Source organism: Candidatus Methanoperedens nitratireducens, assembly GCF_000685155.1.
In the GTDB taxonomy this organism is placed as follows: Archaea; Halobacteriota; Methanosarcinia; order Methanosarcinales; family Methanoperedenaceae; genus Methanoperedens; species Methanoperedens nitratireducens.
In genome coordinates, this window is the sequence record NZ_JMIY01000005.1 from 65,008 (window position 1) to 76,728 (window position 11,721).

Consider the following 11,721-nt stretch of genomic DNA (forward strand, 5'->3'; position numbering starts at 1 on the left):
ACAGCTTTTGAACAAGATATTGTTAACGTACCAATTTACGATTATCTTAGCACTTGACTATAAGACCATCTGCCTATGAGCAACCTGACGGGGTACAAACCAGAAAAAGGAAAAAGGAAAGAGTGGATTAATCTTTGGTTGATATTGATTGCAACAGCATCTTCATAAAATCCACTATCTTTGGGTCACTCTTTGCAGCTTGCATGAAATCCATTGTAACCTCAGAGCTCTTCTCCTCTATCTCCAAAGCAGCCTTGATGTCAAGGGCTAGACCGCACTTGGAGCAGAACTTTGTAGTGGGCGCATTCATCGTACCGCACCGGGTGCACTGCTTTGGACTCATTTGAACATCTTTCATATCCTCAGTGACTATCCCATGCATCTTCAGAAGGGCATTATCAACATTCCTGCCTACTGTGCATATCCCGACCCAGACGAATGCCTCCGGCTCCATTCTGAAAGGATGGTTCTCAAGCCATGTGGCAAGGTATGGAGATGAAAATATTATCCTCACTCTACACATGCCGGTCTTGCCGCCAACCATGAGAACGGCTCCATACTGGTCAAACTTGATATGCTTGATCTTAAGGTTCCCAATCTCGCTTATTCTGCCACCGCTCTCGTAGAGGCAGGCTACCAGTGCCCTATCCCTGGGGTGCTCGCAGGCACTGATCATTTTCTCTATTTCCTCCTCGGACAGCATGTCTTCCGGCAGCTTCCTGGAATCTTTTCTTGAAGATATCTTCATCCAGTCCTGGAAATCCTCAGACCCTCTGCAAAACAATAACTCTCGAACTCAAAAATAAGCTGTTTGTTTGCCTCACTAATACCTAAACTCTTTATTCTCTCTTCAGTACTTTTCATGGTTGTACAACATTTTACTTCACTCTCCGTTCTGTTCTCTTAAGCCTTCTGAGAGCAAAGTGAAAGTATTCCCGAAAGGGAGCGAATAGAACCTGTAATTAGATGCGGCTGCCGGGATTCGAACCCGGGTTAGAGGCTGTTTCCCGCCTTCTGGTAGGCATACAAAAGGCCGCTGGGAAGCCCCTGTCATAACCGCTAGACCACAGCCGCTTAATATTTAGGTTAAATATTGGGTCAAGTAATATATTGTTTGTGGTCTCTTTCAGGACTTATAGTAACAGCACTTCAAGCGCAAGGACTGTGCTTGCGCCAAGGATTGCTATGGGCGTGACGAATAATCCAATCTACCCTGAGACAATTATGCCCTAAATGCGTTCCTCTCTGAAGTCTTTGCATCCACGATTGGTCTCATACACGTTTTTCTTATTCAGGGTGCAGGAACCGTCATATTGCTCTCTATTACTTCCTTTTACTTTTGTTGAGAAGTATCTGCAATCAACACAATACTTCAAGATTTATCCTCCAAAACGTATCTCTTAGCATTTTAGTATTTAAAATTTTCTATAAACTGTGATAAATTTAATCTGTCTGTTATAAAATAAATTCCCCTACAAGATCTTCATTATAAGTCTGATATAAACAACTTCATTAATAAAGCTTACTGGGGATTTCAGGCCGTATCTGTAGATTGTTCAATGATTAATATACATGACCTGCGGTTTAAATAAGTAAAAAGGCTCTAGTACACATACAGATTCCCATACGGCCTGTGTGACAGTGGAAGCAATTTTATAAAGCTCTTGCTCATCACTTCATTGAGATCAAACCCGAAATGCTCACAGTATTCCTTAAGATAAGATCCTATTAACTTCATATCCTCTTCATTCGCTTCAAGGCAGCTCACTTCTTTTCCAAGATGATACGGGTCGACTTCTCCTCTGATGTATATAACCCCGCCGTGCATACCTGTTCCCACATAATCACCTACAATCGGGCTCTTTCCATTCATGCCAAGCAGTACCATTATTCCCCCTGCCATATATTCCCCAAAAAAATCACCTGCAGTGCCGCCTGCTATGATTACAGGAACCTGCTTTTTATATTCCTTCATATGGATTCCCACACGGTAGCCTGCATCTCCCTTGATGTATAATTTACCGCCGCGCATACCATAGCCTATGATATCTCCCACACTGCCGTGGATGATTATCTCACCTGAATTCATGGTGTTCGCGATACCATCCTGTGCATTTGCATTAACAATGACCCTGGGTCCGTTCATGAAGGCCCCGAGGTCATTTCCCGGCGTACCGTTGACGGTGATTTTTACGTTCTCATTTAATCCACCGCCGATATACCTCTGCCCGCCTATGTCATCAAGTTCGAACTCCTTTTCACCGGATGCTACAGCATCGCGGATAATTTTGTTTAACTGCCGATAATGCATACCTTTTGCATCGATTCTCATAAAGCACCATGTCCCTTAATGCGAAACGCATCCATCCTGCTCAACTTATCATAAAAATTACTCATAAGAATCACTGCCCTATCCCTGCATGTTTTATTCCCAGGATGTCAAGCGTCTCCTGAGGAAGCCCAACGCCGCGCAGTCGCTCCCGGCTTCCCCTTAACGATTCTATAGCATTAATGCCAAGTGAACCCAGCACTTCCTGGATCTCATGCCCCCATGCAGAGAGAAGATTGCATAACCTATCTGCTGCGACTTCAGGATTCAAGCGGCGCACAAGCTCAGGTTTTTGCGTTGCGATACCCCATGCGCAGTTCCCGGTATAGCATTTCTGGCATACCCTGCATCCCATGGCTATAAGCGAAGCCGTGCCTATGACGCAGGCATCAGCCCCAAGTGCTATGGCCTTCACGACATCCGCACTCTGCCTGATGCTACCACCGACAAGGATGGATGCCCTGTTGCGAATACCTTCCTGCCTTAATCTGTCATCCACTGCTGCAAGTGCAAGTTCGATTGGAATCCCTACATGATCTCGAACAATCATCGGAGCTGCACCTGTCCCTCCGCGGAAGCCGTCAATCATTACTATATCTGCTCCAGCCCGCACAATCCCGCTTGCTATGGCAGCTACGTTGTGCACTGCAGCTATTTTTACAGATACAGGTTTCTTGTAGTCGGTTGCCTCTTTTATAGCATAGATCAACTGGGAGAGATCCTCTATAGAGTATATATCGTGATGCGGGGCAGGGGATAGTGCATCTGTGCCCGCAGGGATCATGCGTGTCTTTGAGATGTCCTCACCTACCTTCTCACCAGGCAGGTGCCCGCCTATACCCGGCTTTGCTCCCTGTCCTATCTTGATCTCCACTACTGCGCTGTTGTTCAGGTATCTACTCGTTACTCCGAACCTTCCTGATGCAACCTGCACGATTATCCTGTCAGTATAGGGTACGAGGTCCTCATGCAGGCCGCCCTCACCTGTATTCATAAGGGTTCCCATGCGTCTGGCTGCCATGGCCAGGGCCCTGTGCGCGTTCAAGCTTATTGCGCCGTATGACATTGCTGCAAACACTACAGGTATATCCAGCCTTACCTGGGGTGCAATATCGGTTCTAAGATCGATCTTATCATACTCTTTATAGAACTCAAGAGCCTCGGGTTTAGCTCCAAGGTATGTGCGCAATTCCATGGGTTCACGCAGAGGGTCGATAGATGGGTTGGTCACCTGGCAGGCATCTATCAGCATATGATCCCAGTAAACAGGATAGGGTTTTGGGTTGCCCATGCCTGTAAGTATGATGCCCCCGCTCTCGGCCTGCTTTAAGATATTCTTCCTGATCTCAGATGTCCAGTTGTAGCCGTACTTGTAGGTAAGCGGATTCTCGGTAATAGCGATAGCACTCTCAGGACAGAATGTTGCGCACCTGTGGCATGCAACGCAGAGCCTGTGATCTGGAGCGACCCTGTCTTTGAATTCAATTGCGCCAAAGCTGCAGTTTATCACACAGCGCTTGCATCTTCTGCACCTCTCCTGGTCAATATTCACAATGAATTCTGCCGGAAGCTGCGATTCCATTATTCTGCCTCCGAAAGCCTACCTATTACAGCCGTTCCTGCCCTCGGGCTCCATATCTCATCAAGATCAGGAGCTATCGCCCTGATCGCCGATTCCTCAGATGCCATGTAGAGCATATCGTCCTTGCGGGCTGCAGTCATCGGACGAAGTTTAATCCTGTCGTTCAGTCCGATCATGCCATTGCTGTGCCCGAGGATTATACTGAAGGGGCCGTTCAAAAGCGTACTCCCATACACCTGCCTCATGGCTGTGGCTATTTTCTTTTGCTCATGCTCCATGCGATCTATATCCTTCCAGAACGGTGAGGTAAGCGCCATAGCAGCTTTTTCTATCGGAAGCTTATGCCTTCTTACAAGCAGATCAAAAAGATAGGCAATGACCTCAGTATCTGTCCTGAGCTCAAGCCTGTACCCGAACATCTCAAGATAGCGCTTGTTTATTCCATATGATGATATTTCACCATTATGCACCACAGACCAGTCAAGGAGTGTGAACGGATGAGCGCCACCCCACCAGCCAGGAGTATTTGTGGGGAACCTGCCGTGGGCGGTCCAGATGTATGCACTGTAATCCTCTAATCTATAGAACCTGCCGATATCTTCTGGATAACCAACACCCTTGAATGCACCCATGTTCTTGCCGCTTGAGGCAACATAGGCCCCTTCTATATCAGAGTTGACACTCATTACGGTCTTCATGACATAATCCCGCTCGGAGATGAGGTCAAGCTTGTTCTCAGGCACCTCAAGGAAGTATCTCCAGAGTATCGGGGGATTTGATACACCGTTATCTCTGTGTGTGAGAATGGGTTCGTCCTTGTCAACATTGAAGGCATCCTTAAAGAACTCTTCAGTTGTCTCTTTTGCTTCCGCATTATCATACATCATATGGAAAGCGTACTGGTCTTTTCGCTGTGGATAAATACCATAGGCTGCAAATCCTCCGCCAAGTCCGTTTGAGCGGTTATGCATGCAGGCGATTGATTTTATTACCGCTCTGCCGTCAATGCACCTGCCTTCTTCACTCATCATTCCAGAAATCGCACATCCGGATGGTATTCTTTGATGAACCCGTCTGGATGGATTGATTTTCTCTGGATTCATCAGATTATCGCACTTCATTTTCTTCACCCTTCTCTATTAAACTTAATAATTTTTTTAATTCCTCGGCCCCGCTCCTTGGAGGCTCAGGGAGTTTCAGTTTCTTTCTCACAGATGTAGGCTCACCCAGTCTCCCGCCTTTTTTAAACATCTCTATACTGGCGCTGTAGCTGCTTGGCCCTTTTCCTCTCTCAAGAGCCATATGCTTGAGTTTATCGAATATCCTGTTCATGCCAAATTTCTGCGGGCACAGCTCATAGCATGTGTAACAATCAACACAGCGCCATATGCTGTGGGATTCTACCACAGCCTCAAGTTCACCTGCTAGCAGTCTGCCTATAATCTCGTTCGGATTGAACAGGGGGTTTATCTTCACTACAGGGCAATCATTTACACATGCTCCGCACTCGTAGCACCTGCGGACCGAGCCAAGATCAAACAGCTCCCGCAGCGTCTTAAGATAATTATATTTAGCATCCCACTTCGACAGGAACTCGCCGGCATCTATCCTGTGCATATCCATCCCGAGCTGGGCGGGTGTAAAACCCATGGCAAGACCCAGTAATTCAGGATAGTAGAGAGTGGGAACATTCAATCTCTCTCCGCTTTTCTGCATCAGGTACTGGCGCGAGTCATACTGCATAAAACACGATGGGCATGTAAGTGAGATCGCATCGGCCTTTTTTGAGACCTCAAGGAGTTTCATTCGAGCTAAAGCTGTGGCTTCATCAGGCTCATCAGCAGTGTTCAGATTCCCGCCACAGCATAACATCCTGGTCTCATATTCTATGCTCTTTGCACCAAGGGCTTCTATCAATGCATCGAATTTTTTAGGTTTGTTGGGATCATCAAAGAATATGGAAGAGCTGGGGCGGAGCATGTGGCAGCCGCAATGTGCTGCAATCCTCACTCCGTCAAAAGGTTTGATGATCTGCTGCTTAATCTTCGGAATGCCTATATCATCATGCAATGCTTCAACCAGATGCTTTACTTTTACATTTCCCTTATATTCTAAATCTGCAGATGAGAGTATCCTGTTCACCCTGTCCAGAAGATGCGAATTCGTCCTGAGTTCCACATCCACTGATTTGAGCGTACTGTAGCAGCCGTTGCAGGGTATGAGCAGATCATGGCCTGCCCTCTCTGCTATAGCGAGGTTTCTTGCTGCTGTGATATACCAGGTCAGATCGCCTGATGGTTTTATGATGCTCTTTGTAGGGCAACAGGTCGCACCATCGGGATCATGCAGAATGCAGCCAAGCCGGGATAGAACAAGTCGTGTTGATTTTTCCATAAAAGGGAAGCGTGCCGGTATGATACAACCTAGGAACAATGTGTATTCTGGCATTTTCACCTCTCATTGGGGAACCTGACGATAGCTGTGATAGTATTTATAGCTAACTCAGCAATAGGTAATACACTGGTGGCAGGGTATATAAAGATAGCAGGTCAAGGCTCTTTATTCAACCAGACAATGCCCATTATTTATATTGACATATAGATATAGAGCATATCGATGCCTAACTACACTCTTCTGGATCATGTCAGGTGCTTCGAATGCGGCGAACCTGTTCCTTTCCTGAGCCTTGAGGATCATATGACCAGGTCCCACGGATATGTAATTTGCCCGCAGTGCGGCCAGCTATTTAATCCTTACAGGCTTGAAGAACACAACGCCAGATACCATAACAGGCCTGAAAAACATATGGCTGGCGGGATGAAGCGATGCGCTGTTTGCGGTGAGCATTCCAGAGAGGTAGAGAAGCATATACTGGAAAAGCACGGAAAGAGCATATGCCCGGAGTGCAGGTTATTGATCGAGGCACATGAGGCATATTCGCATTTAAAAGAGAGCCATGCGTATGTGCCGTGCAAGGTATGCGAACAGCCGGTAAAGCCTGACTACCTGAAAGACCATATGCGGGCTCATGATATGAGCATGTGCGCTGTATGTAGCGGTTTTGTTTTAGCTCATGAGATGGAGCGGCACCTGTTTGAGATCCACGGGAAAAAGATCTGTCCCAAATGCGACGACCTGATAGAGATCGAGAATTTTGGTGAGCATGTGAAAACAAGGCATTTTTATATTGAATGTGAGGTTTGCGGTGCTCTGGAGTCGCCTGTAATGATGGATCTGCATCTAAGAGAGGCGCACGGCTTTCAGCCGTGTCCCAGATGCGGGGTGCTGGTTGATGGGAAGAAGATGGAGAAGCATCTTAAAAACTCTCATTAGCACTTGTGGCAATCGGCGCTGGTTACATTATGTGTTGGTATAATTTTTATTCCTTTGCGTTCTGGTACGAAAAAGTTCAATATATACCGTATCTCAGACTCGGATGTGGTTCAGCTAATATAAACAACGAACTGGTACGAACTCGATACGAACTCGGACTGATGAGTTCGTTTAAGTTCGTTTTGAGTTCGTTGTTAATCGTCTTTTTCATACCAGTGCGCAAAGATCTCAAAGTAGAGCTTGATAATGCTGTCTAATGATGCTTCAAAGGTTGTGCAGATGAGCGAGTTGAACGTATCGCTGAAAGGTGCGCCTGCCGGGGCAGAAGCGTGATATATAACTTATTTTAATATGTAAAGTTCAGAATAAAAGAAAGGTTCGCTACTGAAGGAGAAAAATGCCCGATAATAACAAGACCGAGGAATTCTTAAAGAAACTCGCGCCCTGCATCGAGCGCGGCGAGCCTGAGGCATGCGTGGATGAAGCGGCGCAGATAGCAGAGGAGATGGGGATAGGGGCGGAGGAGTTGTTGAATATATCAGGAGAGAGAGGGTTGGATGGAAAACATGACTATGCTTATGTGCTGGCGCTTGCGGCAGCAAATAATCTAGAAGGAGAAGTGAAATCTTTTGCATACACTAACGCAGGCTCCGCAGCAAAGTTTCTCGGAAAAATGATTGATTGTGAAGACTATTATAAAAAAGCGATAGAACTAGATACAAGAAATGTTTCTGCAATCAATAATTATGCAGTCATGCTTGAAGAATTAAACCAAAACGAAGATGCTGAAGAAAATTATAAAAAGGCGATAGAAATAAACCCGAAAGATGAATTGGTGCATAATAATTACGCAGCCCTGCTTGCAAAACTGAACAGAAAAGAAGAGGCTCGAAAGCACATCGAAAAAGCATTAGAAATAAACCCAAAAAATGCACAGACACACTATAATTATGCAATATCGCTTAAAGAACTTGAAAAGAAAAATGAGGCTGAATTACATTATAAGAAAGCTATTGAAATAAACCCGAAATACGGCGATGCATACAATAATTATGCAATGCTTCTTGAAGAATTGAATAGGATAGATGAAGCAGAAGAGCACTATAAGAAAGCTATCGAAATAAACCCGAAAGATGAATTAGCGCATAATAATTACGCGAATCTGCTTTTAGAACTGAATAGGAAAGATGAAGCAGAAAAACACTATAAGAAAGCTATTGAAATAAATCCGAAATTTGGAGTGGCTCACTACAATTACGCACATCTTTTAAGAGGAAATGCGCATTTTTATGATGCCGAGAAAGAGATACGAGAGGCGCTTCAAATTGTACCCAAAAACCCCTATGCACTTGGACGCCTTGGAGATATCCTCGTAGATGAAGGCTATCTTAAAGATGCAATAAAAGAGTATAAAACGGCATTAGAAAATTCATCTTTGATGATTCCCTCATCCCTCTCTAATATTCATAATAATCTTGGCTGTGCATATACCCAATTAAAACAGTATACTAAAGCAGAAACAGAGTTTCAAAAAGCTCGTACTCTTGACCCTATGAATATAAGAGCAATTCGTAACATTCGGATTCTTGGCAAAGTAGAAGCATTGCCAGAAATCTCCAAAATCCAAATATACCTTTCAATCGTAATAATATCCCTTCTTATAGTGTCTTTTTATTTATTCTGGATTTACAGATTTTCTGAGATAATATATGTAGCACATTCAATAATTTTGATTGTCCTATTAATATTTATACTACTCTATAACCAGCTTGCTAAGGTTAAAATTGGCACAATTGAGTTTGAAAAAAGCATAGAGGGAACTATGGAGACGAAAAGCCAACCTATATCAAAGGTTTTAGAGTTCGAGCGTTCATGACCGCCCCCACCCTCCCCATCCTCGACAACCACATGCACCTCAACCCCTCAGGCAGGTGTATCGAAGCCGTCAAAGAGTTCGCGCGCGCAGGGGGCACGCATCTCGTTCTTGTCTCGCTACCTCCGTGGTCTCTTGGCATCGAGATAAACAGGCCTGATGATTACAGGCAGGTTTTTGATAAGGTATTGAAGATAGCGCACGGCGTTGAATCTGAAGCAAAAGTATTCGTTGTGCTCGGCGTGCATCCTGCCGAGATCAACAGGCTCTCTGAGCGCTTCGGGCTTGCGCGCGCTTGCGAGATCATGAAAGGCGGGCTTGAAATTGCGTGTGAGTATGTTGATAAAGGATTAGCTGTTGGATTAAAGTCCGGGCGTCCCCATTACCCTGTGGATAAAGAAACATGGGATACCTCCAATGATATCATGCGCCGCAGTTTTGAGTTTGCAAGGGATTCAGGCTGCGCTGTACAACTGCATACAGAGACAGCGACCGAGGAAGCACTTGAAGAGATAGCCGGGATTGCCAGAGGCGTGGGGTTACCTGCTGAGCGTGTCGTGAAACATTTTGCGCCGCCCATGGTCAAAATATGCGAGAGAACAGGTATATTCCCGAGCATCCTGGCCGGGGAGGATGCCATAAAAAAAGCACTGGGTGAAGGAGATCGTTTTATGATGGAAACTGATTACATCGATGACCCGAAAAGACCCGGCTCTGTGCTCGGGCCAAAAACCGTACCGAGGAGGACAAAACAATTGATACCGGAGTGGGGCGAAGATGTATTCTGGAAGATCCACAAGGAGAATCCGGAGAAAGTGTATGGTGTGGAGATCAGTGTTCAGGCTGATTGATTCTAAAATGATTTATATCTGCTGCACAGGCGTAGAAACTCAGCAAATGAAACTGATGCGGGATGGGTATGCATATAGCTTGCCATCGTATTGTGCTCAATCAGGCCGTCCATACCAGAGTTAATCCCCTTCCCCCGCCTCAATCTATAAACCCACCTGGCATCCCTATCACATTCTGTAACAGAGTAATGGAATTCATGACCTCTTACTATTTTGCCTTTTCTTGCAATAGGTGAGTCGGATACAACCTGCGCCTCTGTATAACTAAGTGCCTGAAGCTTATCCGTCATTCTTGAACTTGCTCCGAGGATGCCAGCCATCCTGTATGTCCTGTCGGTACTGAGGCTCTCATTCAAATACAAAAGCGCCCCGCATTCACCGTATATCGGCATCCCGTCATCCGCAGCTTTTTTTATATCATCACGCGTTCTTGAAGCTTCAAGCTCGCGCACATGCAGCTCAGGGTATCCTCCGCCCAGATAGATGCCATCCACCTGTGGCAGCTCATCGCTCACAGGACTGAAAAATGTAAGGTCAGCTCCCAGTCTTCTAAGGTCATCAAATGAATCCTGGTAATAGAAGCAAAATGCGCTATCCCATGCAATACCAATCCTTGTACTGGATATTTCATCCGGTTCGCTCAGGGTTATATCCTGCGCCTTAAAATTACCTGCAATTGTTTTTACCGCCTCTATATCGACATGTTTTTCAATAAAATCAGAGAGCAGTCTTATATCCAGCTTATTCTCGCCTGCTGTATGAAGACCAAGGTGTCTTGACGGGATTGATATCTCCTTTGATCTTGGAAGTGCCCCGATTATGGGAATATTGATGCCCGCGCTTCTGAGTGAATTGCGGATGAGTTCTGTATGTCTCTTGCTGCCAGCGTTATTTAAAATAATGCCCTGAATATTGACCCTATCGAATTCTGTAAAACCCTTTATTACAGCAGCAGCGCTCCTCGATACCCCGTATACATTAACAACGAGCACAACAGGTACATCCAGGATCTTTGCAACATGTGCAGAACTTGCAACCTCAGTATCATCCAAACCATCAAAAAGACCCATTACTCCCTCTATGATGCAGAAATCCGCACCTTGCGATGCACGCGCAAAGGTCTCAAGCACACCCTTCTCATCCATTATGTAGCTATCCAGATTCCTCGATGCACGCCCGCAGATCGCCGTATGGTGACCGGGGTCAATGAAATCAGGTCCGACCTTAAAAGGCTGGATTTTGTATTTTTTACTGAGCGCAGCCATCAGGCCCAAGGACACTGTAGTTTTTCCAGCGCTGCTGCCCGTGCCTGCGATCAGAACAGCGGGTGTTTTGGGTTCAGGAATAGGTTATCACCGTGAGAACTATAGGATTTCTGTATATTAACATCATCGCAAGGTGTATCTTAACCGTGGAACCAAGGTCCGCAGCGGTTACCCTGTGATTATTTACATACATATCCCTGACGGCAACTCCAGTTTCCCGTAATCCTATGCCGATGCCATCACCTGTCCTCAGCGGTGCGTTCGGCTGTTGGGAACCCATCCAAAAATAGCAATACATCAGTGAGGATACAAAAATAAATAGAGTATTATTTTTATTTAATTTATATAAAAATATAAACTCATTGCATTTTCCTCGTCTGAAATCTAATAGTTGATAAAAACAACGAACATAAACGAACTGGAACTAACTCTTGGAGTTCGTTTTGAGTTAGTATAAGTTCGTTGTTAATAATTTCGCCCGAATGTGC

At 45.4% G+C, this 11,721-nt stretch carries 11 protein-coding genes and 1 tRNA gene; 3 read left to right on the top strand and 9 right to left on the bottom strand.

Annotated features, from left to right (window positions below; translation table 11 throughout):
* Positions 1-127: 127 nt before the first annotated feature.
* From ANME2D_RS10155 to ANME2D_RS10180, 7 genes are all read right to left on the bottom strand, one after another.
* Positions 128-784, bottom strand: coding sequence for a tyrosine-type recombinase/integrase (locus tag ANME2D_RS10155; protein WP_198527407.1), 657 nt, complete (start codon positions 782-784; stop codon positions 128-130).
* A gap of 183 nt (positions 785-967) precedes the next feature.
* Positions 968-1,074 (bottom strand) — tRNA-Gly (locus ANME2D_RS10160).
* Between the two features lie 155 nt (positions 1,075-1,229).
* Positions 1,230-1,376, bottom strand: coding sequence for a hypothetical protein (locus ANME2D_RS18045; RefSeq protein ID WP_157834063.1), 147 nt, complete (start codon positions 1,374-1,376; stop codon positions 1,230-1,232).
* A gap of 227 nt (positions 1,377-1,603) precedes the next feature.
* Positions 1,604-2,332, bottom strand: a complete 729-nt coding sequence (locus ANME2D_RS10165) for a GltB/FmdC/FwdC-like GXGXG domain-containing protein (RefSeq protein ID WP_048091320.1) — start codon at positions 2,330-2,332, stop codon at positions 1,604-1,606.
* 70 nt (positions 2,333-2,402) lie between these two features.
* Positions 2,403-3,911 (bottom strand): glutamate synthase-related protein, encoded by a 1,509-nt coding sequence (locus ANME2D_RS10170; RefSeq protein WP_048091322.1) that lies wholly within the window; start codon positions 3,909-3,911, stop codon positions 2,403-2,405.
* Positions 3,911-5,032 carry a class II glutamine amidotransferase gene (locus ANME2D_RS10175; RefSeq protein WP_241763355.1) on the bottom strand — a complete coding sequence of 374 codons (1,122 nt, stop codon included), beginning with the start codon at positions 5,030-5,032 and terminating at the stop codon, positions 3,911-3,913. The genes ANME2D_RS10170 and ANME2D_RS10175 overlap by 1 nt, the downstream gene beginning before the upstream one ends.
* Positions 5,019-6,359 carry a heterodisulfide reductase-related iron-sulfur binding cluster gene (locus tag ANME2D_RS10180; RefSeq protein WP_052368796.1) on the bottom strand — a complete coding sequence of 447 codons (1,341 nt, stop codon included), beginning with the start codon at positions 6,357-6,359 and terminating at the stop codon, positions 5,019-5,021. Before ANME2D_RS10180 ends, ANME2D_RS10175 begins: the two co-directional genes overlap by 14 nt.
* 168 nt (positions 6,360-6,527) lie before the next feature.
* On the opposite strand from ANME2D_RS10180, the gene ANME2D_RS10185 reads away from it, so the two are divergent.
* From ANME2D_RS10185 to ANME2D_RS10195, 3 genes are all read left to right on the top strand, one after another.
* Positions 6,528-7,244: a hypothetical protein gene (locus ANME2D_RS10185; RefSeq protein WP_048091324.1), complete on the top strand. Its 717-nt coding sequence runs from the start codon at positions 6,528-6,530 to the stop codon at positions 7,242-7,244.
* 397 nt (positions 7,245-7,641) lie between these two features.
* Positions 7,642-9,120 carry a tetratricopeptide repeat protein gene (locus ANME2D_RS16925; protein WP_052368797.1) on the top strand — a complete coding sequence of 493 codons (1,479 nt, stop codon included), beginning with the start codon at positions 7,642-7,644 and terminating at the stop codon, positions 9,118-9,120.
* A complete protein-coding gene (locus ANME2D_RS10195; protein ID WP_048091326.1) occupies positions 9,117-9,968 on the top strand; it encodes a TatD family hydrolase in 852 nt (283 codons plus the stop codon). Before ANME2D_RS16925 ends, ANME2D_RS10195 begins: the two co-directional genes overlap by 4 nt.
* Before the next feature lie 2 nt (positions 9,969-9,970).
* Here ANME2D_RS10195 and ANME2D_RS10200 read toward each other — a convergent pair whose 3' ends face one another.
* Both ANME2D_RS10200 and ANME2D_RS10205 read right to left on the bottom strand, forming a co-directional pair.
* Positions 9,971-11,314, bottom strand: coding sequence for a cobyrinate a,c-diamide synthase (locus tag ANME2D_RS10200; RefSeq protein ID WP_048091328.1), 1,344 nt, complete (start codon positions 11,312-11,314; stop codon positions 9,971-9,973).
* The gene (locus ANME2D_RS10205) at positions 11,307-11,513 is read right to left on the bottom strand and encodes a hypothetical protein (protein WP_048091330.1); all 207 of its coding nucleotides are present in this window, start codon (positions 11,511-11,513) and stop codon (positions 11,307-11,309) included. The genes ANME2D_RS10200 and ANME2D_RS10205 overlap by 8 nt, the downstream gene beginning before the upstream one ends.
* Between the last annotated feature and the right edge of the window lie 208 nt (positions 11,514-11,721).

Coding starts and splice junctions, on each gene's coding strand:
- ANME2D_RS10175 (WP_241763355.1), bottom strand. CDS start 5,032: ATGAAGTGCGATAATCTGATGAATCCAGAGAAAATCAATCCATCCAGA.
- ANME2D_RS10180 (WP_052368796.1), bottom strand. CDS start 6,359: ATGCCAGAATACACATTGTTCCTAGGTTGTATCATACCGGCACGCTTC.
- ANME2D_RS10170 (WP_048091322.1), bottom strand. CDS start 3,911: ATGGAATCGCAGCTTCCGGCAGAATTCATTGTGAATATTGACCAGGAG.
- ANME2D_RS10205 (WP_048091330.1), bottom strand. CDS start 11,513: ATGGGTTCCCAACAGCCGAACGCACCGCTGAGGACAGGTGATGGCATC.
- ANME2D_RS10165 (WP_048091320.1), bottom strand. CDS start 2,332: ATGAGAATCGATGCAAAAGGTATGCATTATCGGCAGTTAAACAAAATT.
- ANME2D_RS10185 (WP_048091324.1), top strand. CDS start 6,528: ATGCCTAACTACACTCTTCTGGATCATGTCAGGTGCTTCGAATGCGGC.
- ANME2D_RS10195 (WP_048091326.1), top strand. CDS start 9,117: ATGACCGCCCCCACCCTCCCCATCCTCGACAACCACATGCACCTCAAC.
- ANME2D_RS16925 (WP_052368797.1), top strand. CDS start 7,642: ATGCCCGATAATAACAAGACCGAGGAATTCTTAAAGAAACTCGCGCCC.